Origin of the sequence: Streptomyces sp. NPDC101166, assembly GCF_044768125.1 — a bacterium.
Classification (GTDB): domain Bacteria; phylum Actinomycetota; class Actinomycetes; order Streptomycetales; family Streptomycetaceae; genus Streptomyces.
The window spans coordinates 85,886-109,846 of record NZ_JBIWPF010000008.1; the positions used below are offsets into that span (position 1 = coordinate 85,886).

Below are 23,961 nucleotides of genomic sequence, written 5' to 3' on the forward strand. Positions count from 1 at the left end.
TCGCCGCTGGTCGTCACTGAGCGTAGAGGAACTATGTCCCTGAGTGACGAGACTGGTGTATCGTCCGGACAGGGGCTGCGCCGTGCACCGTTCGGCGCCGGGGACGCACATTCCAGACTGTGAGGGGGGCGACGGGCGATGCACGGCCAATGGACGAACGATCCGACGCGGTGGAGCGGCCGCCGACGGCCCTGCCACGCGGCCACGCGCCGACGACGCGGCGGCCCCGCCGGTCACCGGGCACCGACCGGGAGGCCACGGTGAGTTCGCCGCCGACCTCCACCCCCCTCCTCGACGGAGCGCCGCGCGCGCACCCGGCGCCGGGTGCGTCGCCGTCCGAGCCGCCGTCCTGCGGTCACAAACCGGGAGCGGTCCGTCAACTGGTGCTGGCCCTGGTGTGCGCGGGATACGCCGTCGGCTCCGCGTGCGGCTGGGGATCCGACCGGACCGCCCTGGTCATGGGCGACTTCGGCCTCGCCGCCGCGGCCGGGACGGCGGCGGTGTCCTGCTTCCTCTACGCGCGCAACCGCCGCGTCCGCTTCCGGCCCGCCTGGCTGCTGTTCGGGCTCTCCTCGACGATGGCCGCCCTCGGCAACCTGATCTGGGGCTGGTACGAGGTCGTGCTGAACCGGCCCGTGCCCAGCCCCAGCTTCGCCGACCTGTTCTTCCTGTGCTTCGCGCCGCCCGCGATCGTGGGCCTGCTGGTGCTGGCCGCCCGCCCCGTCACCAAGGCCGGCTGGGTCTGCCTCGCGCTCGACGCCTGGCTGATCGCCGGCTCGCTGCTCACCCTCTCCTGGAGCCTCGCGCTCGCCCAGGCGGCGCGGCTCGACGGGCCCAGCGTGGCGCACGCCGCGCTGTCCCTGGCCTACCCGCTGCTCGACATCGCCCTCGTCAGCATGGTGCTGGTGCTCCACTTCCGGCGCTCGCCGGTCAACCGCACGGCGGTCAACACCGCCGTCGGCGCCCTCGCGCTGACCGTCATGTGCGACGCCCTGTTCACCTCGCCGCTGCTGCACCACTCCTACCGCTCGGGCCAACTCCTCGACGCGGGCTGGTTCGCGGGCTCGCTGCTGCTCGCCTACGCCCCCTGGGCCGCGGAGCGGCAGCACCGCCGCGGCGAGGACGGGCACACACGGGTGGTGCACGAGCACCTGCCCGGCCGGCGCACGGTCGTCGCCGCGCCCCCGCGGCGCGCCCCCCGGCCGCAGTCGCCGGGCGAGCAGGCCCGCTACCCCGGCACCCGTCCCATCACCGGCTCCCTCGCCGCCCTCACGCCCTACCTCGCGGCCGCCGTGTGCACCCTGGGCATCCTCTACAACGTCCTCAACGGCCGCAGCGTCGACCGCGTGGTCCTCCTGACCGGCGGCGCCGTCGTGCTGGCCCTCGTGGTGCGCCAGGGCATCATGCTGCTCGACAACATCACCCTCACCCAGGAGCTGGCCCAGAAGGAGAACTACTTCCGCTCCCTGGTGCAGGGCTCCAGCGACGTCATCATGATCGCCGCGCCCAGCGGCATCCTGCGCTACGTCTCCCCGGCCGCCGCCGGCGTCTACGGACGGTCCGCGGAGGATCTGGTCGGCACCGAACTGGCCCACCTCATCCACCCGGAGGACCTGGGCTGCGTGGTGCACGAGGTGCGCCGCTTCCTCGCCGCCAGCCCGCAGGACGAACCCACGACCCGTATCGAGTGCCGCTTCCGCTCCGGCGACGGAGGCTGGCTCAACGTCGAGTCGACCGTCAACCGCCATCAGGGCGGCCTGATCTTCAACAGCAGGGACGTCACCGAACGGGTGCGCCTGCAGGCGCAGCTCCAGCACAACGCCGAGCACGACCCGCTCACCGACCTGCCCAACCGGGCGCTGTTCACCCGGCGCGTGCGGCAGGCGCTCTCCGGCCGCCGCAGCTCCGACCGGGGCATCGCCCTGCGCAACACCGCCGTCCTCTTCATCGACCTCGACGGCTTCAAGGCCGTCAACGACACCATCGGCCACCAGGCGGGGGACGAGCTGCTCGTCCAGGCCGCCCGCAGGCTCCAGGACTCCGTCCGCCAGGGCGACACCGCCTCCCGGCTCGGCGGGGACGAGTTCGCGGCGCTCATCGTCGGGGACGGCACCCGCGACCGCTCCGCGCGCGAGGGTCACATCGTGGACCTCGCCGACCGGCTGAGAGTCACGCTGTCGCAGCCGTACCTCATCGACGGCAGCGAGGTCAGGGTGGCCGCCTCCATCGGCGTCGCCTTCGCCGAGACCGGGCTCGGCGCCGGCGAACTGCTGCGCAACGCCGACCTCGCGATGTACCGGGCCAAGGCGGGCGGCAAGGGCCGGGTCGAGCTGTACAAGCCGCAGATGCAGCAGGACGTCGTCCGCAAGGCGGAGCTGGCCACGCGGCTGCGGGCCGCCCTGCACGACGGCGAGTTCGCCCTGCTGCACCAGCCGGTGGTGCGGCTGGAGGACGGCCGGATCGCGTCGGTCGCCGCCCAGGCGCGCTGGCGGTCCTCCCAAGGCGTGCTGTTCACCCCCGCGGAGTTCCTGCGGGTCTCGCAGGACGCCGACGACAGCGACAAGACCGCCGAACTGGGCCGCTGGACGCTGGAGGAGGCCGTCGCCCAGGCCGCCGACCGGGCGGCCGACGGGCTGAATCTGCCGGTGGTCGTGCGGGTGGGCGCCCGTCGCCTGCTGGACCGCTCGATGCCGCTGGGCTCCGTCGAGGCCCTGCTGACCCGGCACGGGCTGCCGCCCGGATCACTGGTGATAGAGCTGTCCGACATCGACTCCCGGGTGCCGCTGGACGACCTGGAGCGCCGGCTGGGCGCCCTGCGCCGGCTCGGCGTGCGGATCGCGCTGGATGGCTTCGGCGGCTGCGTGGCCATAACGGCCCTGCGCCGGCTGCCCGTCGACGTGCTCAAGCTGGACCGCGGGCTGGTGGAGGGCGTCGTCGAGTCCGCCCGGCTGCACAAGATCACCAGCGGGCTGCTGCGGATCGCGGGCGACCTCGGGCTCCAGTCCGTGGCCGAGGGAGTGGACCTTCCCGAACAGGTCGTCGCCCTGCGTGCGATGGGCTGTACGCACGGGCAGGGGATGGCGTTCTCCGGGCCGCTCGACGAGTACCGGCTGCGCCGGGCCCTCGGTCGCGGCGACTACCCGGTGCCGCACGGACCCGTCGAACCCGCGTTCGCGGGCGGCGGGACGGCGACGTACACCAGCGGCATCGCCGCCGTCCTGGGCGGGACGCCCTTACGCTCACATAATGAGACCCATGTCCCACCCACTTGACAGTCGGTGCGCGCCGGGGGGAGGGTCAGTGCCATGCGCACCCGAATTCTCGTACTTGGAAAGCGCGTCGGCTGAAGTTGGTGACGTTCCGGACGGACCCGGAACTCCCAGCGACCCCACCCGGCGCGCTCCCCTCGCTTGCCTTTTGGCACGAGGGGTTTTTTGTTGCACAGGCAGCATTCGCACTCCGTACAAACAACGCAAAAACCCTCAGCATCGAGAAGAGAATGCCGATGACCGAGCAGGCCACCGGGGCCAGTCACCCGCAGCCCCGGCCCCGATCCGGAGGACACTCCGCTTCCGTCGAGAACGTGACGGGCGCGCAGTCCCTCATCCGCTCCCTCGAGGAGGTCGGCGCCGACACGGTATTCGGCATTCCCGGCGGTGCGATCCTCCCCGCCTACGACCCGCTGATGGACTCGACCCGGGTGCGCCACGTCCTGGTCCGTCACGAGCAGGGCGCCGGCCACGCGGCCACCGGCTACGCGCAGGCCACCGGCAAGGTCGGCGTCTGCATGGCCACCTCCGGCCCCGGCGCCACCAACCTGGTGACCCCCATCGCGGACGCCCACATGGACTCCGTGCCGCTGGTCGCGATCACCGGCCAGGTCGCCTCCAAGGCCATCGGCACCGACGCCTTCCAGGAGGCGGACATCGTCGGCATCACCATGCCGATCACCAAGCACAACTTCCTGGTCACCAAGGCCGAGGACATCCCGCGGGTCATCGCGCAGGCCTTCCACATCGCCTCCACCGGCCGCCCGGGCCCCGTTCTGGTCGACATCGCCAAGGACGCCCTCCAGGCGCGGACGACCTTCTCCTGGCCGCCCACCATGGATCTGCCCGGCTACCGGCCCGTCACCAAGCCGCACGCCAAGCAGATCCGCGAGGCCGCCAAGCTGATCACCGCCGCCAAGCGGCCGATCCTCTACGTCGGCGGCGGGGTCCTCAAGTCCGGCGCCACCGCCGAGCTGAAGGTCCTCGCGGAGCTGACCGGCGCGCCCGTCACCACCACGCTGATGGCGCTGGGGGCGTTCCCCGACAGCCACCCGCAGCACCTGGGCATGCCCGGCATGCACGGTTCGGTGGCCGCCGTCACCGGTCTGCAGAAGGCCGACCTGATCATCGCCCTGGGCGCCCGCTTCGACGACCGGGTCACCGGCAAGCTCGACAGCTTCGCCCCGTTCGCCAAGATCGTCCACGCGGACATCGACCCGGCGGAGATCGGCAAGAACCGCGAAGCCGACGTGCCGATCGTCGGGGACGCGCGCGAGGTCATCGCCGACCTCATCCAGGCGGTGCAGAAGGAGCACAGCGAGGGCCAGCGGGGCGACTACAGCGCTTGGTGGAAGGACCTGTCCCGCTGGCGCGAGACCTACCCGCTCGGCTACGACCAGCCCGCGGACGGCTCGCTGTCCCCGCAGCAGGTCATCGAGCGCATCGGTCAACTCGCCCCGGAGGGCACGGTCTTCGCGGCCGGCGTCGGCCAGCACCAGATGTGGGCCGCCCACTTCATCCAGTACGACAAGCCGGCCACCTGGCTGAACTCCGGCGGCGCCGGGACGATGGGCTACGCGGTTCCGGCCGCGATGGGCGCCAAGGCCGGCGCCCCGTCGAAGACCGTCTGGGCGATCGACGGCGACGGCTGCTTCCAGATGACCAACCAGGAACTCACCACCTGCGCCCTGAACGGCATCCCGATCAAGGTCGCGGTCATCAACAACGGCGCGCTCGGCATGGTCCGCCAGTGGCAGACCCTGTTCTACAACCAGCGCTACTCCAACACGGTGCTGCACTCCGGCCCGGGCGACGTGAACCCGGAGGCCCGCGGCACCCGCGTCCCCGACTTCGTGAAGCTGTCGGAGGCGATGGGCTGCTACGCGATCCGCTGCGAGTCCCCGGACGACCTCGACAAGGTCATCGAGGAGGCGAACTCGGTCAACGACCGCCCGGTCGTCGTCGACTTCATCGTCCACGAGGACGCGATGGTGTGGCCGATGGTCGCCGCCGGCACCTCCAACGACGAGATCATGGCCGCCCGGGACGTCCGCCCCGACTTCGGCGACAACGAAGACGACTGAGCGAGGAAGACCCAAGAGACATGTCCAAGCACACGCTCTCCGTCCTGGTGGAGAACACCCCGGGCATCCTCGCCCGGATCGCCGCCCTGTTCTCCCGCCGCGGCTTCAACATCGACTCGCTCGCGGTCGGCGTCACCGAGCATCCCGACATCTCCCGCATCACCATCGTGGTGAGCGTCGACGACCTGCCGCTCGAGCAGGTGACCAAGCAGCTCAACAAGCTCGTCAACGTGCTGAAGATCGTCGAGCTGGACCCCTCGCAGGCGGTTCAGCGTGAACTCGTTCTGGTGAAGGTGCGCGCCGACAACGAGACGCGTTCCCAGATCGTCGAGATCGTCCAGCTCTTCCGCGCCAAGACCGTGGACGTCTCCCCGGAGGCCGTGACCATCGAGGCCACCGGCAGCAGCGACAAGCTGTCCGCCATGCTCAAGATGCTGGAACCGTACGGCATCAAGGAACTGGTCCAGTCCGGCACGATCGCGATCGGACGGGGCGCCCGGTCGATCACCGACCGGTCGCTGCGCGCACTCGACCGGTCGGCCTGACGACCGATACGGGCGGCCGGGTGACATCGGCCGCCCGTATACCGAGACCCCGAGACTTCCCTTCCGCCCGCCGTCATACGGTGGGACGCATCATCTGCATTCAAGGAGAGAATCCAAGTGGCCGAGCTGTTCTACGACGCTGACGCCGACCTGTCCATCATCCAGGGCCGCAAGGTCGCGGTCATCGGCTACGGCAGCCAGGGCCACGCCCACGCCCTGTCGCTCCGTGACTCCGGTGTCGACGTGCGGGTCGGTCTGCACGAGGGCTCCAAGTCCAAGGCGAAGGCCGAGGAGCAGGGCCTGCGCGTGGTGACCCCCGCCGAGGCCGCCGCCGAGGCCGACGTCATCATGATCCTCATCCCGGACCCGATCCAGGCCCAGGTCTACGAGGCGTCCATCGCCCCGAACCTGGAGGACGGCGACGCGCTGTTCTTCGCCCACGGCTTCAACGTCCGCTTCGGCTTCATCAAGCCCCCGGCCGGCGTGGACGTCGCCCTGGTCGCTCCCAAGGGCCCGGGCCACCTGGTGCGCCGCCAGTACGAGGAAGGCCGCGGCGTCCCCGCGATCGCCGCCGTCGAGCAGGACGCCACGGGCAACGCCTTCGACCTGGCCCTGTCCTACGCCAAGGCGATCGGCGGCACCCGCGCCGGCGTCATCAAGACGACCTTCACCGAGGAGACCGAGACCGACCTGTTCGGTGAGCAGGCCGTGCTCTGCGGTGGCACCTCGGCCCTGGTCAAGGCGGGCTTCGAGACCCTGGTCGAGGCCGGCTACCAGCCGGAGATCGCCTACTTCGAGTGCCTGCACGAGCTGAAGCTGATCGTGGACCTCATGTACGAGGGCGGCCTGGAGAAGATGCGCTGGAGCGTCTCCGAGACCGCCGAGTGGGGCGACTACGTCACCGGCCCGCGCATCATCACCGACGCCACCAAGGCGGAGATGAAGCAGGTCCTCGCCGAGATCCAGGACGGCACGTTCGCCCAGAACTGGATGGACGAGTACCACGGCGGCCTCAAGAAGTACGACGAGTACAAGAACCAGGACTCCGAGCACCTGCTGGAGACCACCGGCAAGCAGCTGCGCAAGCTGATGAGCTGGGTCGACGAGGAGGCGTAAGCTTCCACCGAGGGGCCGGAGCGACTGCTCCGGCCCCCTTGGCCATACCGTCCTGCCACGGACGGGTGATCCTTTCGCAGGGGCGTGAGACACCTCCGGTCACGCCACTAGACTGCTGAACAACACGCGTCAGGCCCACAGCGTCGTGCGTCTTCCGCGGCAAGCCACCCTCCACCGCATGCGGCCGTCGGGACGGCCGTCCGCACGCCTTGGACTTGTGAGGACTCACGTGAGCTCGAAACCCGTCGTACTCATCGCTGAAGAGCTGTCGCCCGCCACTGTCGACGCACTCGGGCCGGACTTCGAGATCCGGCACTGCAACGGAGCGGACCGGGCAGAGCTGCTCCCGGCCATCGCCGACGTCGACGCGATCCTGATCCGCTCGGCCACCAAGGTCGACGCCGAGGCGATCGCCGCCGCGCGCAAGTTGAAGGTCGTCGCCCGCGCGGGCGTCGGCCTGGACAACGTCGACGTCTCCGCCGCCACCAAGGCCGGCGTGATGGTCGTCAACGCCCCCACCTCCAACATCGTGACCGCCGCCGAGCTGGCCTGCGGTCTGATCCTCGCCACCGCCCGCAACATCCCGCAGGCCAACGCCGCGCTGAAGAACGCCGAGTGGAAGCGCAGCAAGTACACGGGCGTGGAGCTCGCCGAGAAGACCCTCGGCGTCGTCGGTCTCGGCCGCATCGGCGCGCTCGTCGCCCAGCGGATGTCCGCGTTCGGCATGAAGGTCGTCGCCTACGACCCCTACGTACAGCCCGCGCGGGCCGCGCAGATGGGCGTCAAGGTGCTGACGCTGGACGAGCTGCTCGAGGTCTCCGACTTCATCACCGTCCACCTGCCGAAGACGCCCGAGACGGTCGGCCTCATCGGCGACGAGGCGCTGCGCAAGGTCAAGCCGGGCGTGCGCGTCGTCAACGCCGCGCGCGGCGGCATCGTCGACGAGGAGGCGCTGTACTCGGCGCTCAAGGAGGGCCGGGTCGCCGGCGCCGGCCTCGACGTGTACGCCAAGGAGCCCTGCACCGACTCGCCGCTGTTCGAGTTCGACCAGGTCGTCGCCACGCCGCACCTGGGCGCCTCCACCGACGAGGCCCAGGAGAAGGCCGGCATCGCCGTCGCCAAGTCCGTGCGCCTCGCCCTCGCCGGCGAGCTCGTGCCGGACGCGGTGAACGTCCAGGGCGGCGTCATCGCCGAGGACGTCAAGCCGGGTCTGCCGCTCGCCGAGCGCCTCGGCCGCATCTTCACCGCGCTCGCGGGCGAGGTCGCGGTCCGCCTCGACGTCGAGGTGTACGGCGAGATCACCCAGCACGACGTGAAGGTGCTGGAGCTGTCCGCCCTCAAGGGCGTCTTCGAGGACGTCGTCGACGAGACGGTGTCCTACGTCAACGCCCCGCTGTTCGCTCAGGAACGCGGTGTCGAGGTGCGGCTGACGACCAGCTCGGAGTCGGCCGACCACCGCAACGTCGTCACCGTGCGCGGCACGCTCGGCAGCGGCGAGGAGGTGTCGGTCTCCGGCACGCTGGCCGGCCCCAAGCATCTCCAGAAGATCGTCGCCGTCGGCGAGTACGACGTGGACCTCGCGCTCGCCGACCACATGGTCGTCCTGCGCTACGAGGACCGTCCCGGTGTCGTCGGCACCGTCGGCCGCATCCTCGGCGAGGCGGGCATCAACATCGCCGGCATGCAGGTCGCCCGCGCCACGGTGGGCGGCGAGGCGCTGGCCGTCCTGACCGTGGACGACACGGTCACCGCGGCCGTGCTGGCCGAGGTGGCGGAGGAGATCGGCGCGACGTCCGCGCGTTCCGTGAACCTCGTCTGAAGCGGTGCACATGAGCGCCGGGCGGGCTGACATCGGTCAGCCCGCCCGGCGCTCGTCCGTTCCACGTCACTTCACGCGAATGCTCCGCAGCGTCATGGAGGCCGCCACCGCCGATCCCGCCAGCAGCACCGCCGCCGCGACCGCCGCACCCTGCATCCCGCTGGTGAACGCCTCCCGCGCGGCCGTCGCCAGGGCGTCTCCCGCGCGCCCCGGAAGGCGGTCGGCGATCGCGAGCGCCCCGCCCAGGGTCTCCCGGGCCGCGGCCGGCGCCGAGGCCGGGACGTCGTGGCGGTAGACGGCGGTGCCTATGGAGCCGAGGACGGCCATCCCGAGGGCGCCGCCGAACTCGGCGCCGGTCTCCAGCAGGGAGGAGGCCGAGCCGGCCCGCTCGGCGGGGGCGGCCCCCAGCGCCAGGTCCGTCATCTGGGAGACGACCACGACCATCCCGGAGGCGAGGACCCCGCAGGCGACCAGCACGAGCCACATCGAGGCGGTGCCGGCGAGCGTCAGCAGGGCGTAGCCGGCCGCGGCGATCGCGAAGCCCGCCGTGACGACGTAGGCCCGGTTGACCCCCTTCTGGACCAGGGAGGTGGCCAGCGGGGCGGTCACGCCGATCGGCACCGAGGGCAGCAGCGCCCACAGGGCCGCCTCCAGCGCGCTCTTGCCGAGGACCGACTGCAGGTACTGCGTGGTGAAGTACGCCGATCCCATCATGCCGAACGAGGCGACGAGGTTGAGGACGACGGCGGGCGCGAAACCGGGGCCGCGGAACAGCGCGGGGGAGATCATCGGTGATTCCGCCGTGCGCTGGCGGTGGACGAAGAGGGCCGCGAAGAGCAGGCCCACGGTGATCGAGACGATGTACTCGGCGTGCGGGCCCTCGACGGCGATCTCCTTCAGGCCGTAGATCACGGGCAGCACGGCGGCCATCGACAGCGGGACGCTCGGCAGGTCGAAGCGGCCGGGGGCGGGGTCGCGGGACTCCGGCAGCAGCACCGGGCCGAGGACCAGGAGCAGGACCATCGCGGGCAGATTGACCAGGAAGACCGAGCCCCACCAGAAGTACTCGACCAGCAACCCGCTCATCACGGAGCCGAGCGCGACCCCCGCCGTCATCACGCCCGACCACAGGCCGATCGCCTTGGCGCGCTGGACGGGGTCGGTGAACATCGTGCGCACCAGGGCCATCGTCGACGGCATCAGCGTGGCGCCGCCGATGCCGAGGACCGCACGGGCGGCGATGAGAGTCTCGGCGCTGTCGGCGTATGCCGCCACCAGGGAGGCGGCGCCGAAGGCGGCCGCGCCGACCAGCAGCAGCCGGCGGCGGCCGAACCGGTCGCCCAGCGAGCCCATGGTCATGAGCAGGCCGGCCAGGACGAACCCGTACACGTCGAAGATCCACAGTTGCTGGGCGCCGCTCGGCTCCAGGTCGGCGCTGATGGCCGGGACGGCGAAGTAGAGGACCGAGACGTCCATCGAGACCAGGAGCAGCGGAAGCATCAGGACGCCGAGGGCGGTCCATTCGCGGCGCCCCGCACGGGGGCCCGCCGAGGTGTGCGTCGGGTTCGTCATGCCGAGGACTGTACGGCCGTATTAAACAAGTGTCTAGGACGCTTGTATAAAACGCCCGTGTAAAACCTCCGTCTAGGACGGGCGTATGGACCGGGCGGTACGCTGGTCCGCATGGGACACCGTGAGGATCTGCTCGAAGGCGCCAAGCGCTGCCTGGTGCGCAAGGGGTTCGCGCGGACCACGGCGCGCGACATCGTCAAGGAGTCGGGGACCAATCTGGCCTCGATCGGCTACCACTACGGCTCGAAGGACGCGCTGCTCGCGCAGGCCTACGTGACGCTGGTGGAGGAGATGGGCCCGGCCTTCGAGGGCGGCGGCGGCGAGGGAAGCCTTCCCGGCGAGCCGGGCTCGCTGGAGCGTTTCGAGGCGCTCTGGTCGAACGTCATCGGCACCATGCGGGAGCCCGGCTCGATCTGGCGGCTGGGCATGGAGGCCCTGGTCATGGGCGACCAGATGCCCGAGGTGCGCGACCATCTGGCGCGGGCCCAGCGGGAGGCGGGGCGCGGTCTCGTGCCGCTGCTCATGGGCGGACGCGAGGAGGACGTCTCCGACGAGACCGCGGACACCCTCGGCGCTTTCTGCGTGACCCTGATGACGGGCCTCATCGCCCAGTGGAACTTCGACCCGGCGACCGCCCCCGACGCCGGCCGGCTCACCGAGGGGATGCGTCAGGCGGTCGCCGGGGTGCGGGCGGCCGAAGGCGCCGCAGGGTTCTGAAACGGCGCGCCGAGGGGGCGGCGTCTCACGTCGTGGGCGGTGCGCGAGGCGTCAGACGGTCGGACGCAGCAGCAGGTCGGCGGTGAACACCGTCTCGCCCCGCTGGACCCCGCGCACCCGCACGCGCAGGTCCTCGGCGTCGGGGTCGTCGACCTGCGCCTCTATCCAGCACGGGGCGTCGAGTTCGGCGTAGCGCGTGAACTCGCTCCGCAGGCCGAGCAGAAGGGCGCGCGGCTGGCGGGTCGCGGCGCGGCCGGCCTGGCGCGCGGCCTCGATCAGCACCATGCCGGGGACGTGGTCCACGGGGTGGTCGAAGAAGACGGGGTGGCCGGCGTCGACCCGCAGCTCCCAGCGGGCCTCGTGGGGAGCCGCCGGGGCGGCCAGCACCACGTCCCGGGGGTTGGCGTGTCCCACGGCGGCCGGGGCGATCGGCGGCGGAAGGGCGCGGTCGGTCGTGGTCGGGCGCCCCTCGCGCAGCCGTCTGTGGGCGGCGGGGCTGGTGCAGCTGAACCTCGCGCCGCCGGTCGCCACCACCAGTCCGTCGCGCCGGACGCAGACCTCGTAGCGCATGCCCGCGATGGTGTCGCCCCGGCGGGCGATGTCCCGGCACACCGTGCGCAGTTCGACGTCGGTGGGTGCGGAGCCGGCCTCGAACGCCGAGGGGGCGGCGGTGAAGGACATGTCCCACATCAGGAACTGGTGGCCGAAGGGCACCCCGTACTCGGCGTGGGACAGCAGGCTCCCGGTCTGCCGGATCGACTCCACCAGCAGCAGCGGGTCCTGATGGCCCGCGACGGGGGCGAACAGCGCGTGGCTGCGCGGCCATTGGGCCTGCACCAGGAAGGAGTCGAACGAGCCGGCCGGGTCCGAGGGATCGATCCGCTCGGGCTTCCAGTCGGTGAGGAACACCTCCGCCACGGAAGCCCGGTGCACGTACCCGCGCGGGACGGTGGTGGTCAGTAGCGGGCTCCCCGCCGGAGCCCGGTGGGCGAGGGGGGCTTCGGCTGTGCTCAGCATCGGCAACTCCTGTCTGTCGGGGGGACAGGGGTCGGCCAGGACGCGCGTCCGGACCCCCCGTCACTGATGGAACGCGTGCCTCATCAACATACAGACAGGTCTGCCTGTTTCAAAGTAAAAATCTGATCAACGAACAGACGCCTTGTCGGTTTCGCGCACCTGATCTTTTGCGCCCCGCCAGGCGCGCCTTGGGTGAAAGGGCTCTCTATGTCCGGCGAAACCAGGCGAAAAGGCTTGTGTGCGCGGAGCTTCCCTGCCTGTTCGAAGGGTCGACTGTCGGCTTCCCCGTGCGACAGGCCCGTCGGGACCGCGTTGACAAACCAACAGACTTGCCTGGTAACTTCCCGTGAGGTCAACGCTCAGCAGTTCGATGTGGCGTGCCTCGGGGAGGGTGCGGAATGAGTCGGCAGGTCCTGGATTCAGCCAGACCGGGCATCGGAGCAGCGGACACGAGGCCGGACGGGGGGTGGGCGCTGAGGGTTCTCGTCGTGGAGAGTGACGCGTCGACCGCCGAGGACCTGGTGCAGGAGCTGCGCCGGCACGGCTACCGGGCGACCGGTGTGGTCACCGCCGCCGCGGCCTTGCGGGATCACCGCGGGGCGGACCTGGTCCTCCTCGATCTGGACCTGCCGGACCTGGACGGACTGGAGGTGTGCCGCCGGATGCGCGCCACCGGTGACGTCCCGATCATCACCGTGACGACCCGCGGCGCCGAACTCGACCGGGTGCTCGGACTCCAGGCCGGGTGCGACGACTATGTCGTCAAACCCTATGGACTGAGGGAGTTGCTGGCCCGGATGGAGGCGGTGATGCGCCGGGCCCGCCCCCGGCAGGCGGCGCCGGTCATCACCCACGGAGCGCTGCGGATCGACGCCGAGGCGCGCGAACTCCTGCTGGAGGGGCGGCGGGTCGACCTCACGCCGAAGGAGTTCGACCTGCTGTATCTGCTGGCCTCGCAGCCCGGCACCACGGTTTCGCGCCGCCAGTTGCTGAGCGAGGTGTGGGACGACGAGTGGTCCCGGCGGGGACGCACCATCGACACCCATGTCAGCAGTCTGCGCAGCAAGCTCGGTTCGAGCCAGTGGATCGTCACGGTCCGGGGGGTCGGTTTTCGGCTGGGCAGGGGCTGAGCGTGCGGCACGGGGGACGCGAGGACCAGGCGCGGGCGAATACAATGCAGACAAGTTGGTATGTTTCCGAGGAGGAGCGAGGACCCCGTGATGGCCCAGCAGGAGCGAGGTATCAGGTCGAGACGCTCGATCCTGGAGGCCGCCGCGGACGTGTTCGGCGAGCGCGGTTACGACGCGGCGAGCACGAACGAGATTCTCGCCCGAGCCGGCCTGACCCGAGGCGCGCTGTACCACCACTTCCCGTCGAAGGAAGCGATCGCGACCGCGCTGGTGGAGGCGCAGAGCGAGGCGCTGCTGGTCCCGGACCAGCCGGTGAAGCTCCAGGCGGTCATCGATCTGACCCTGCAGTTCTCCCAACGGCTCCAGACGGACGCGGTGTTGCGGGCCAGCGTGCGACTGGCCGTCGAGCAGTCGTCCTTCGCGACCTCGGCGCAGACGCCCTACAACCAGTCGATCACGGTGATCGAGGATCTGCTGCGGCAGGCCGAGAAGCAGGGGGAGCTGCTGCCGGGGGCCGATCTGGCGGAGGTCGCCTCGACCGTGGTCGGCGCGTTCACCGGTCTGCAGGTCATGTCGCAGGCCTACAGCAACCGGCGGGACCTGCCCGCCCGGATCGCGGCGCTGTGGCGGCTCGTGCTGCCGGGGCTCGCCGCCCCGGGCATGCTGCCCCGTCTGCGTACGAGCGCCCTGCCCGGGGCGGCGGGCGAGGATCACACGGCTCAGGAGTCCTGAGCGGACCGGGTCCGGGGCAGCGGACGGACCCGGGTCACGGTGGTGACCCGGGTCCGTGTGCCGCCGTCAGGGGAGCGGATTCAGGAGTGAAGGAGCTCCGCCGGGTTCAGGTCGCCGATCCCGAGGCGGAGTTCCTCGACGAGCCGGGTGATGCGCTCCTCGTCGCGTCGGTAGTGGGTCCACTTCCCGACGCGCGTGGAGCGCACCAGGCCGGCGCGTTCGAGTACGGCCATGTAGGCGGAGACGGTGGACTGCGCGAGTCCCGTCTTGGCCTGGATGTGGCTGACGCAGACACCGACCGCGCGCGGGTCGGTGACGGCGGGATCGACGGGGAAGTGCTCCTCCGGCTCGCGCAGCCACTGGAGCACTTGCAGCCGCACGGGGTTGGCGAGCGCCTTGAGGGGTTCGAGCAGCGGCGAGACGTCGCCCGCCGCAGGCGTGTCGTGAGTCGTCATGGGCCTTCCGGTGCTGGCGCGGATTCGACTATGGATGCATCGATAATAATCGATGCGTTACGCACGCGTAAGTCGCCGGTCACGTAAGGCCACTTGACACAACGCATCGATGTTCTGCGATACTTCGATGCGTCAGCGTCCCACAGGCACAGGCGCGGTCCGGGACCGCACGCCGCTGCAACGGAAGGTTTTTCACATGCCTATCGGGCTCATCGCCCTGGCACTCGGGGGCTTCGGAATCGGCCTCACCGAGTTCGGGATCGTAGGACTGCTGCCCGAGGTGGCAGACGACTTCAACGTGTCCGAGGCGGTCGCCGGCTACCTGGTCTCCGGCTACGCGCTCAGCGTCGCCGTCGGCGCCCTCGGGCTGACCGCGGCCATCAGCCGCTTCGACCGCAAGAAGGTCCTGGTGGGCCTGATGACGCTGTTCATCGCCGGCAACCTGATCTCCGCGGTCGCTCCCACCTACGAGCTGCTGATGGTCGGCCGGATCGTCGCGGCTCTGTGCCACGGGGCCTTCTTCAGCGTCGGCGCCGTCGTCGCCTCCGACATGGTGGCGGAGAACAAGAAGGGCGGTGCCATCGCGCTCATGTTCGGCGGCCTCACCGCGGCCAACGTGCTCGGTGTGCCGCTCGGCACCTTCCTCGGCCAGCAGCTCGGCTGGCGCTCCACCTTCTGGGCCATCACGGTCATCGGCGTCGTCGCCCTGGCCGGCATCCAGGCCCTGGTGCCCGCGACGACGTCGTCCGCTCAGACGAACCTGCGTGCCGAACTCGCCGTCTTCCGGCGGGGCCAGGTGTGGGTCTCCATCGCGCTCAGCGTCCTGGCCTTCGGCGGCGTCATCGGCGGCTACACCTACATCGCCTTCACCCTCACCGAGGTCAGCGGGTTCGCCACCGGCACCGTGCCGTGGCTGCTCGTGCTGTTCGGCGCCGGCACCTTCATCGGCAACTTCGTCGGGGGCAAGGCCGCGGACCGCTCTCTCAACGCCGCGCTCATCGGCATCATGGCCGTCCTCGCCGTCGTCATGGGTGTGTTCGCCCTGACCGCCGAGAGCAAGATCGCCACTCTCGTCTCGCTGCTGCTGATGGGCACCATCGGGCTCGCCTCGGCGCCGGGTCTGCAGGTGCGCACCATGAAGTACGCGGACGACGCGCCCACCATGGCGTCCGGGGCCAATATCGCCGCCTTCAACGTGGGCAACGCGCTCGGCGCCTGGCTCGGCGGACTGGCCCTCGCCGCCGGGTACGGCTTCGTCTCCCCGCTGTGGGTCGGCGCCGGGCTCGCCCTCGCCGGACTCGTCGTCGTCGCGGCGGGCTCCCTCGGTGGATCCACCGCCCCGCGGACCTCGGCCGCGAGTGCCGCGTCGCGAGTGGAAGCGGTCGAGGCGGGCGCCCGGTAAAGAGCACCGCCCTGCAAGCGGCGTCACCAGGGCCGGACAGCGATACCGGCGATAAAGCACGGAAAACCGGTGCCGAGAATCACAGGATTCTCGGCACCGGTTTTCCGTGCTTTATCGCTGCCCTCTTGGGTATGGCCCTGACCAGCATCTTTGACATATTTTGACATTTCCTTGCACGGCCCTGCGGAGACCTGGAGAACCCTGTACCGGTGTGCGTTGAAACGGGTGAGGGTGGGCGGAAAGAATTCCCTCGTATTCGGAATACGAATTCTCCGCGCCCAACGGCGAGCGCGACGTAACCGCCCAGAGAAACCGAGAGGCGAAGCCTGTGTCCCGCTCTCTTTCCGAAGCCCCGTCTCCCGCCCACGCCCCGTCTCCCGCCCACGCCGAGGCGGCGTCACTCACGCGCCCCGCCCCCCTCGAGGACGTCCTCAGCACCGAGGACCGCATACGCCTGGCCGGTTTCTTCCCCGGTCTGGGCAGCCGGGCCTTCTACCGGGACCTCGGCCGGCTCCTGCTCGACTCCGGCGTCCCCGAGGTCACCGGCGTCTACCGCGACGCCGCCCGCGCCCTCGGCTTCCCCGGGCGTCCCGACCTCCTCACCCTGGACCCGGAGCGCCTGCCGGAGGGCAAGATGGAGCGGCAGGGCTTCATCGGGGCGGCCCTGCTCGTGCACAGCCTGGCGCTGGACGCCTATCTCCGCGACCGCATCGCCAGGAACGGCACCCCGGTCAGCTTCGTCGCCTACACCGGCGAGAGCTTCGGCGTCCTGACGGCCGCGGTGGCCGGCGGCGCCCTCTCCGTCACCGACGGAGTGAAGATCGCCCAGGCCTTCACCCCGCTGATGCTCCAGGCCGCCGGCGCCCGCAGCACCGACGAGGCCTTCGCCCGGGGCATCGCCTCCTACCTGGACACATCCGTCCGGCGCACACCCCTGGTGACCGAACCGCACCACGTGGTCGGGCTGAGGACGCGCACCCCGGACGGCCTGGGGTCGCTCCTGGACGCCCTGCGCGAGGCGTTCCCCCTCACCGACGTCGAACTGCACAAGACGTACGCGCCGACCCAGGCCAACCTGTACGTCCGCGCCGGCGCCAGAGCCGCATTCGACAGGTTCCTCGCCGGCGTCCCCGGTGCGACCGCCCGGGACCTGAAGGAACCGACCGTGTTCCTCGCGCACTCGGCGCGGATGCGGCCCGCCCGCGAGGCCCTGGAACGCTTCCTCGGCACCCACCGGATCCGTTTCCACGACCCCCGCGTCCCCGTGGTGTCCAACCACGACATGTCCCTGCTGACCACCGCGTCCGCCGTCCGCGAGGGCGTCCTGGCCATGACGGACCAGGTCATGGCGTCCCAGGACACCTGCGAAACGCTGGGCGGCCTCGACGCCGACATCGTCCTGGAACTCGGACTGGGCGCGAAGTCGCTCCGGCTGCTGAAGGACAACGGCGTCGCCGCCCCCGCCATGGCCTACACCGGCAGCCACCAGGACACCGCCGTGCTCCTGCGCGCCGTGAACCTCGTGGGCTCCCTGATGCCCCGTCTGGAGACCTTGTACAGCACGGGGGAGCCGCTGACGGACGCGGACCACCACCTGCTGCGGGAGCTGTTCCGCCTCGCCGCCGAGGACGACTTCAGCGACGACTACCTCTCCCGCACCCTGGGGCGGGTCATCACCGCGGAGATGCTGCGCCCCGACCGGGAGGGGGCGCCCTCCTTCTACCGGTTCCTGGAGATCTTCCAGCACACCCGCGACCACCGCGAGCACATCGACGTCGAGCGGGGGGAGCTGGTCACCCGGGCACGGCTGAAGAAGAGGATCACCGCCGGGGACTCCGCACTGCTGGGCAAGGCCTACGTGGAGCTCAGCGTGCTCGACCCGACCGGCGGCGTCCGGACCAGGACGCTCCACACCAGCCGCCCCGAGGTCGTCGTCTTCCACTTCGGCGCACCGGCCGACCCGGGGGAGCCCGGCGACGCGGAGCCCGCCCGCCTGACCCGGCTGCTGCTGGACACCCAGCCGACCGCCCGCGAGATCCACGACCGGCTGCTCCACATCCTGCAGGACGGCGAGGCCCTGACCCCGGCCGGTGACCGCGTCGTCCACCAGTACCTGCTGTTCCACACCCTCGCCCAGCACCGGCCCGCCCTGTTGGCGCAGAGCGACCACTACCTCGAGGGCAGCGACGTCCCGGGCTGGCTGACCGCCCTGGCCGTCTCCGGCGCGCTCTCCCTCGCCGACGCCGTCACTCTGAGCGCGGGGCACTCGGCGCACGACGCCGAACGGGTCCTCACCGGCATCGCCGAGGCCCGCATCCCCCTGGTCTCACCCGAGGGTGTGCCGATCCAGTCCCGCAAGGACCTGGAGGACGCCACCCGCGCCGTGCTCCGGGACGGCGCCCTGGACGCCCCGGTGCGCCGCATCCACCTGAACGGCAACTGCCAGATCATCGCCCTGGGCTCACGGCTGGAGACGACCGACGTCGACACCGGACCGTACGCCACGCACGTCGTGCCCGTCGTGCAGCCGGCCGAGGCCTGGAAGAAGCGCCTCAACCCCGCGCTCGACGCGTTCGAGTACTCCCGCGTCCTCGCCCTGACGGAGGAGAACGGCCGCGTCCTCGCCAACGCCCGCAGCCGCCGCGTCCTGACCAGCACCATCCACGCCTACATCGACATCGACGAGTCGCTCGTCAGCTTCGGCCAGGGCGGCAGCGAGTCCCTGACCGTCTTCGTACGCAAGACCGGCGAGGAGCACATCACCGTCCGGAAGATCCTCAGCGAGGCGCTCACGACCGCGCGGTGGAACCCGGACGGCGACGGCGTGATGCTGCCGCCGTTCGCGAAGGCCCGCAAGCAGGCCGAGTACCTCCAGGCCCTGCCCGCGCCGGTGCGCGACTACTTCCCCGAGGTCCACTCCGTCCTGGAACGTGAGGTGCCCGTACCGTCCGGTCCGCGGCGCGGCGAGCGCGCCGTCGACCGCGAGGTCATCTACGAGATGAGCTACATCGCGGGGGACGAGGTCAGCCGGTACGTCGAGAAGCACACCCCGCCACCCGCCGTGGTGGCCCGGCTCTACGAGCAGATCATCCGCGTCCTGAACGAGGACGTGCACAGCGTGGGCCGGGCCCCCGCGCCGGGCGGCACGCTGGACATCTCCTACTTCCGCAAGATCGAGGACCGCCTCGCGCTGTGCCGGCGCACGGCGCCGCGCACCTTCGGCGCACACCTCCTCGACACCGAACGGATCGTCGTCGACGGCGTCCCCTACCTCAACTCCTCGGCCCTGCTGCGCCGGTTCCGGCAGAACCCCGCCTACGCCGACGTCCTCGAACCGGCCTACCACTCGCTCGTCATGGGCGACACCAACACCGAGAACATCAAGATCACCCACACCGAACCGCTGCGGCACGCCCAGCGGCTGATCGAGGCCGGCGCCACCCGGGGCGAGGTCGACGCGGCGCTGGCGGCCATCACCCCCGCCTCGCTGGGGATCAGGTTCCTCGACCCGCGGGCCATCGGCTTCCGCAGCGACGGCAAGGACACCCGCGACGACGCCATGTACGACAACAAGCCCTGGCACAACTCCATCGGCCACTACGACGAGATCCACTTCGAGCAGTTCACCCTGAACGTCGACGTCGGCGAGGGCAGGACGCCCCGCGTCGACATCGCCTTCCTGGAGGGCAACCCCTACCAGCGGGCCTATCGGGTGCGGGACGTCGTGGCCGGCGGCGGCGCCGTCGACCCCCAGGACCCCCAGGGCATGGAGGACCACTTCGCGCCGGTCATGACGGCCGCCCTCGGCCTCGACGACCCCGACTCGCCCTACCTGCGCGACGACCCCTTCTGGCTCGTCCGGTTCGTGTTCATGATGGGCCAGCACTTCACGGCCATGCCGCCCTTCCACTTCCAGAAGGAACTGGACGGCACCCTCGTGGACACCTACCAGACACAGCGCCGTCCGGTCGCCATCTACTGCGAGGGCGTCAAGTGGCTCAACTGGGCCCTCCAGATGCTGGAGGGGACCAGGACCGAGTTCCTCGGCCTCGCCGTGCCGCGGCTGCCCCACCTGGACGCCTGAGAGCCCGTCCCTGGCATCACCCCGCCACCTGACACCCCGCAGAAGGGTCCCCACGATGACCACCGCCCTGTTCAGGGTCCCGGTGGACGGCCTGCACGGCCTGTCCCACGAGACCCGAGTGATCGCCACCCCCTGGAGCCGCATGGTGCGCGGCACCGGTCTCGGCCAGTACCCGACCCCCTACGACCCCGAGGCCGCCGCCCGGATCCGGCACACCTTCTCCCTGCTCGCCGCCAAGGGGGTCGACGACCCCTACACCCGGTTCTCCCGGCTCCTGGCCGACCTGGTCCTGGACGTCACCCGCCCCGGCCGGGACCTGAGCCGCACCGAGCTCGAACGACGCCTCGCCCCGGTCCTGGACGCCGTCCGCGCTGAAAAGAACCCGTACTTCGCGGTCATGGCCGGCTGCATCCTCATGGACGCCGTCGCCAAACTGGGACTGGACCGGACCCTGCTCGTCGGCGCCGGCCGGGACTTCCCCGCGGAGATCCTCGCTCTCGTCGACACCATCGAACCCGACCGGATCAAGGACGAGAACGCCGGCCGTCACGGCCACTACGAGAAGCTGTCCGCCTGCTCCGCCGTCTTCCTCGCGCTCGGCCAGCTCGGCCTGCGGGAAAGGCTGGTGACCAACGAGCGCAACCGCGTCCGGGAGGCGCTGGGCCTGCTGGAGAAGATCCCCGCGCCGTTCTTCCGCGGACGCGGCGGCTCCATGCTGCTGTCGGTCCTCTTCCTGCTCGGACACGGGCGGTACGTCAACGGCGAGGGCCGCGACTTCGTCGAGGAGGTCCTCGACCACCTGGACCACGCCGACGAGCTGAACCTGCCCCCGGCGTTCCCCCAGCCCATGTCGAAGAGCTTCTCCCGCGTCTACCCGCTGCTCACGATGCTCAACGCCGTCGCCCTGAGCGGCCGGGCGGAGCACTATCTGTCCCACGGCCGCGACCGGCTCGCCGAGGCCGAGGAGCTGATGGGCCGCATCACCCCCGTCGAACGCACCCATATGGGCCTCTACCACCTCATGGCCCTGCACAACCTCGGCCGGCTCGACGAGCGGGCGCCGCACCTGGACGCCCTCGTCGAGGACGTCGTCGGCCAGTGGGCGCACATCGATCCCGGGGCGAACTACTTCCTCAACGGCATCGCGTACGCGTACATCATCCAGACCGCCATGGTCACCGGCCGCATGGACCTGATCGGCCCCCGGACGCTGGAACGGCTGGCCGACTGCTTCCCCGACCTGGACAGGACGGACGACGACCGCGTCAACAGGCCCTATCCGTTCGCCTACACGCTGAACGTGCTCGGCGAGGTGGGCGCCGCGCACCTGCTCTTCGAACCCCGGGACGCCTACGGCGGGTCCACGCCCGTCGCCTGGGTCGTCGACCGGCTCTCCGACGGCGGCCGCGAGGAGCACCGGCTGTACATGCTGAACCACGCCCTCGTCAGCTACGCCCTGCGCCAGCGCGGACCGCGGCGGGGTGAGACGCCGCTGTTCGCGGACTTCGCGTTCCGCGGCGCCTGAGGCCCCGCCCGGGTCTCACAGCCGGCGCGCCTTGAGCGCCATGTGCAGCAGCAGCCGGTCCTCGCCGTCGTCGAGGTCGAGGCCGGTCAGCTGCTCGACCCGGGACAGCCTGTAGTACAACGTCTGGCGGTGGACGCCCAGCTCCGCCGCCGTGCGGCCGGCCTGGCCCGCGCAGTCCAGATACGTCTCGGCGGTGTGGGCCAGCTCGCGGTGCGCGGGGGTCAGCAGGACCTGGACGGCCCGGTCGTGGACGGCCTCCGGGGGCAGCGCGGTCAGCAGACGGTACGGCCCGACGGCCGCCCACTCCGCGACCGGCCCCAGCCGCGGCTCGGCGAGCACCGCCCGCGCCGACGCCGAGGCCTCCCGCCACGCCGTGCCCAGCTCCGCGAGGCCCGCCCGCCCGTCGGCGACGCCGGCTGCCACACGTGCCCCGGCCGCCTTCGCCGCACCCGCGTCCCCGCCGGTCGCCCGCTCCAGCAACCGCCCCGCGACCACGGTCGCCGGCGTCGACGCGGACGCCGAGCGGAGGCGGACCAGGACCGCGAGGCACTGCTCCGCCGTACCCCACGGAACTGTGCACAGGGCCTCCGCGCCGGCGAGCGTGCGCAGGGAGGGGGCCTCGGCGGGGTCGGCGGACGGCCAGGGGGCCACGCACACCACCGTGTGCGGGCCGTCCGCGCGCGAGCCGAGCGCGGTGCGCAGCTCGGCCACCGCCATGTCCCGCTCCCAGCCCCGCTCGGCGGTCAGCACCGCCCGCAGCTCGCGGGTGAGACCCGCGCCGTGCCGGGCCTCGTCGGCGAGCAGCGCGCCGATCCGGGCGGTCACCCGCATCGCGGCGGCCAGCTGGTCGTCCGAGGGGCCGGGATCGCCCTCCAGCAGCCAGACGTAACCGAGGACGACGCCCCGGTGCCGCACCGGGAGACACACCCGGCCCCGGTGGACGCCGGCCTCCGGGGTGGGCGGGATACGGACCGGGCCGGCCGCCCGGGTGATGCCGAACCCCTCGAACCACGCCCGGACCGCAGCCGTGGAGCGCCGGGTCAGGATCGAGCGGGTGCGCACCGGATCCAGGGCGGCGGCGTCGAGCTCGTCGTCGCTGTCGTACGCGCCGAAGGCGATCAGCTCGAAGTCGCGGTTCTCCAGCGTCGCCGGCGCGCCCAGCAGCTCCGACAGCTCGTCGACCAGTTCCTGGTAGTCGCCTCTGAATTCCCGGAAGTCCCCGCTCACCACGCCATTCTCCCGCATCCCGGGAAACCCTTCATACATCTGTCTGAGATCTGCGGCACGGATGCGTGACAGCTGTCGATGGCCGACGATCGGAGGGATCCTTAGGTTTCACGGTGGTTCTCCGTGCCGTCCCGGATCGTCGGGAACGGCCTCGTGTGGGTTGGTATGTGGAGGTGCCCCGTGCTGGGTCCCGTGATTCTCGCCGCGTCGCGCAGCGACCGGATGCGTCGCCTGATCTCGGCCGCCCCGGTGACCAAGCAGGTCGTCGACCGCTTCATCCCGGGCGAGACCGTTGACGACGTGCTCCCGATCATCGAGGAGCTCACCGCCCGCGGCCTGGAGCTGACGATGGACGTCGTCGGCGAGGACATCACCACGCCCGAGCAGGCCGCCGCGGCCCGGGACGCCTACCTGGAGCTGATCGGCAGGCTGGCCGCGCTGGAGCTCGGCGAGCGCGTCGAGACGTCCGTGAAGCTGTCGATGTTCGGCCAGGCGCTCCCCGGCGGCCACGAGCTGGCGCTCGCCAACGTCCGCCCGGTCGTCGAGGCCGCCGCCGCCATCGGCACCACCGTCACCCTCGACGCCGAGGACCACACCACCCTCGACTCGATGTTCGCCATCCACGAGGAGCTGCGGAAGGACTTCCCGCAGACCGGCTGCGTCATCCAGGCCTACCTCTTCCGCACCGAGGCCGACGCCCGCCGCCTCGCCGGCAGCGGCAGCCGCGTCCGTCTGGTGAAGGGCGCGTACAAGGAGCCCGCCGAGGTCGCCCACCAGGACAAGCACGAGATCGACAAGGCGTACGTCCGCGTGCTGCGCACGCTGATGGAGGGCGAGGGGTACCCGATGATCGGGTCGCACGACCCGCGCCTGATCTCCATCGCCCAGGAACTGGCCCGGTGCGCCGGCCGCAAGCTCGACGAGTACGAGTTCCAGATGCTGTACGGCATCCGGGGCGAGGAACACCTCCGGCTCGCCGCCGAGGGCCACCGCATGCGGGTTTACACCGCCTACGGCACCGACTGGTACGGCTACTTCATGCGCCGCCTCGCGGAGAAGCCGGCGAACCTGCGTTTCTTCGCGCGGAGCATGATCAGCCATGGCTGACCCGACGAGGCTGTGCCGCAGCCTCTGCTGGGGGTCCGGGGGTCGTCCCCCGGGAAGGCACGGCATGCGCCGCCTCGCGGAGAAGCCGGCGAACCTGTGCTTCTTCGCCCGCAGCATGGTCACCAAGGGCTGACCCCGCACCACCCCGCTCGCAACACCG

General features: G+C 71.1%; 17 protein-coding genes. 13 read left to right on the forward strand and 4 right to left on the reverse strand.

The window, feature by feature from the left end; genetic code table 11:
• Positions 1–260: 260 nt before the first annotated feature.
• The 5 genes from ACIRS4_RS16375 (at position 261) to serA (ending at position 8,833) form a co-directional block, all read left to right on the forward strand.
• Positions 261–3,272 carry a putative bifunctional diguanylate cyclase/phosphodiesterase gene (locus ACIRS4_RS16375; protein WP_404196145.1) on the forward strand — a complete coding sequence of 1,004 codons (3,012 nt, stop codon included), beginning with the start codon at positions 261–263 and terminating at the stop codon, positions 3,270–3,272.
• Positions 3,273–3,505: 233 nt separating this feature from the next.
• Positions 3,506–5,353 (forward strand): acetolactate synthase large subunit, encoded by a 1,848-nt coding sequence (locus tag ACIRS4_RS16380; protein ID WP_404195696.1) that lies wholly within the window; start codon positions 3,506–3,508, stop codon positions 5,351–5,353.
• 20 nt (positions 5,354–5,373) lie between these two features.
• A complete protein-coding gene (gene ilvN, locus ACIRS4_RS16385) occupies positions 5,374–5,898 on the forward strand; it encodes an acetolactate synthase small subunit (protein WP_130443246.1) in 525 nt (174 codons plus the stop codon).
• A gap of 117 nt (positions 5,899–6,015) precedes the next feature.
• A complete protein-coding gene (gene ilvC, locus ACIRS4_RS16390; RefSeq protein WP_404195699.1) occupies positions 6,016–7,014 on the forward strand; it encodes a ketol-acid reductoisomerase in 999 nt (332 codons plus the stop codon).
• Between the two features lie 229 nt (positions 7,015–7,243).
• A complete protein-coding gene (serA, locus tag ACIRS4_RS16395; RefSeq protein WP_404195702.1) occupies positions 7,244–8,833 on the forward strand; it encodes a phosphoglycerate dehydrogenase in 1,590 nt (529 codons plus the stop codon).
• 66 nt (positions 8,834–8,899) lie between these two features.
• Here the strand turns inward: serA and ACIRS4_RS16400 are convergent, their stop codons facing one another.
• Positions 8,900–10,405, reverse strand: coding sequence for an MFS transporter (locus ACIRS4_RS16400; RefSeq protein WP_404195705.1), 1,506 nt, complete (start codon positions 10,403–10,405; stop codon positions 8,900–8,902).
• Positions 10,406–10,516: 111 nt separating this feature from the next.
• Here ACIRS4_RS16400 and ACIRS4_RS16405 point away from each other — a divergent pair, with 111 nt between their 5' ends.
• Entirely contained in the window at positions 10,517–11,122 is a 606-nt protein-coding gene (locus ACIRS4_RS16405; RefSeq protein ID WP_404195708.1) for a TetR/AcrR family transcriptional regulator, read from the forward strand.
• Between the two features lie 51 nt (positions 11,123–11,173).
• Here the strand turns inward: ACIRS4_RS16405 and ACIRS4_RS16410 are convergent, their stop codons facing one another.
• Positions 11,174–12,139: a ScbA/BarX family gamma-butyrolactone biosynthesis protein gene (locus tag ACIRS4_RS16410; protein ID WP_404195710.1), complete on the reverse strand. Its 966-nt coding sequence runs from the start codon at positions 12,137–12,139 to the stop codon at positions 11,174–11,176.
• A 398-nt stretch (positions 12,140–12,537) separates the two neighbouring features.
• Between ACIRS4_RS16410 and ACIRS4_RS16415 the strand changes: the two genes are divergently transcribed.
• The gene (locus ACIRS4_RS16415) at positions 12,538–13,269 is read left to right on the forward strand and encodes a response regulator transcription factor (protein WP_404195713.1); all 732 of its coding nucleotides are present in this window, start codon (positions 12,538–12,540) and stop codon (positions 13,267–13,269) included.
• A 90-nt stretch (positions 13,270–13,359) separates the two neighbouring features.
• Complete coding sequence (locus ACIRS4_RS16420) at positions 13,360–14,001, forward strand: ScbR family autoregulator-binding transcription factor (protein ID WP_404195716.1); 642 nt, start codon at positions 13,360–13,362, stop codon at positions 13,999–14,001.
• An 80-nt stretch (positions 14,002–14,081) separates the two neighbouring features.
• On the opposite strand, the gene ACIRS4_RS16425 is transcribed toward ACIRS4_RS16420, so the two are convergent.
• Positions 14,082–14,456, reverse strand: coding sequence for an ArsR/SmtB family transcription factor (locus ACIRS4_RS16425; protein ID WP_404195719.1), 375 nt, complete (start codon positions 14,454–14,456; stop codon positions 14,082–14,084).
• Positions 14,457–14,652: 196 nt separating this feature from the next.
• Here ACIRS4_RS16425 and ACIRS4_RS16430 point away from each other — a divergent pair, with 196 nt between their 5' ends.
• The 3 genes from ACIRS4_RS16430 to ACIRS4_RS16440 all read left to right on the forward strand — a co-directional run bounded on the left by ACIRS4_RS16430 (position 14,653) and on the right by ACIRS4_RS16440 (position 21,467).
• Positions 14,653–15,858, forward strand: coding sequence for an MFS transporter (locus ACIRS4_RS16430; protein ID WP_404195722.1), 1,206 nt, complete (start codon positions 14,653–14,655; stop codon positions 15,856–15,858).
• Positions 15,859–16,186: 328 nt separating this feature from the next.
• Entirely contained in the window at positions 16,187–19,942 is a 3,756-nt protein-coding gene (locus tag ACIRS4_RS16435) for an ACP S-malonyltransferase (RefSeq protein WP_404195725.1), read from the forward strand.
• Positions 19,943–19,997: 55 nt separating this feature from the next.
• Positions 19,998–21,467 carry a hypothetical protein gene (locus ACIRS4_RS16440; RefSeq protein ID WP_404195728.1) on the forward strand — a complete coding sequence of 490 codons (1,470 nt, stop codon included), beginning with the start codon at positions 19,998–20,000 and terminating at the stop codon, positions 21,465–21,467.
• 15 nt (positions 21,468–21,482) lie between these two features.
• Here ACIRS4_RS16440 and ACIRS4_RS16445 read toward each other — a convergent pair whose 3' ends face one another.
• The gene (locus ACIRS4_RS16445; RefSeq protein ID WP_404195731.1) at positions 21,483–22,712 is read right to left on the reverse strand and encodes a PucR family transcriptional regulator; all 1,230 of its coding nucleotides are present in this window, start codon (positions 22,710–22,712) and stop codon (positions 21,483–21,485) included.
• 162 nt (positions 22,713–22,874) lie between these two features.
• Between ACIRS4_RS16445 and ACIRS4_RS16450 the strand changes: the two genes are divergently transcribed.
• Together ACIRS4_RS16450 and ACIRS4_RS16455 are read left to right on the forward strand one after the other, a co-directional pair.
• Positions 22,875–23,801, forward strand: coding sequence for a proline dehydrogenase family protein (locus ACIRS4_RS16450; protein WP_404195733.1), 927 nt, complete (start codon positions 22,875–22,877; stop codon positions 23,799–23,801).
• Positions 23,794–23,934: a hypothetical protein gene (locus ACIRS4_RS16455; RefSeq protein ID WP_404195736.1), complete on the forward strand. Its 141-nt coding sequence runs from the start codon at positions 23,794–23,796 to the stop codon at positions 23,932–23,934. The genes ACIRS4_RS16450 and ACIRS4_RS16455 overlap by 8 nt, the downstream gene beginning before the upstream one ends.
• The last annotated feature ends 27 nt before the right edge of the window (positions 23,935–23,961 follow it).

Coding starts and splice junctions, on each gene's coding strand:
- ACIRS4_RS16380 (WP_404195696.1), top strand. CDS start 3,506: ATGACCGAGCAGGCCACCGGGGCCAGTCACCCGCAGCCCCGGCCCCGA.
- ilvN (WP_130443246.1), top strand. CDS start 5,374: ATGTCCAAGCACACGCTCTCCGTCCTGGTGGAGAACACCCCGGGCATC.
- ACIRS4_RS16400 (WP_404195705.1), bottom strand. CDS start 10,405: ATGACGAACCCGACGCACACCTCGGCGGGCCCCCGTGCGGGGCGCCGC.
- ACIRS4_RS16405 (WP_404195708.1), top strand. CDS start 10,517: ATGGGACACCGTGAGGATCTGCTCGAAGGCGCCAAGCGCTGCCTGGTG.
- ACIRS4_RS16410 (WP_404195710.1), bottom strand. CDS start 12,139: ATGCTGAGCACAGCCGAAGCCCCCCTCGCCCACCGGGCTCCGGCGGGG.
- ACIRS4_RS16415 (WP_404195713.1), top strand. CDS start 12,538: ATGAGTCGGCAGGTCCTGGATTCAGCCAGACCGGGCATCGGAGCAGCG.
- ACIRS4_RS16420 (WP_404195716.1), top strand. CDS start 13,360: ATGGCCCAGCAGGAGCGAGGTATCAGGTCGAGACGCTCGATCCTGGAG.
- ACIRS4_RS16425 (WP_404195719.1), bottom strand. CDS start 14,456: ATGACGACTCACGACACGCCTGCGGCGGGCGACGTCTCGCCGCTGCTC.
- ACIRS4_RS16430 (WP_404195722.1), top strand. CDS start 14,653: ATGCCTATCGGGCTCATCGCCCTGGCACTCGGGGGCTTCGGAATCGGC.
- ACIRS4_RS16440 (WP_404195728.1), top strand. CDS start 19,998: ATGACCACCGCCCTGTTCAGGGTCCCGGTGGACGGCCTGCACGGCCTG.
- ACIRS4_RS16445 (WP_404195731.1), bottom strand. CDS start 22,712: ATGCGGGAGAATGGCGTGGTGAGCGGGGACTTCCGGGAATTCAGAGGC.
- ACIRS4_RS16455 (WP_404195736.1), top strand. CDS start 23,794: ATGGCTGACCCGACGAGGCTGTGCCGCAGCCTCTGCTGGGGGTCCGGG.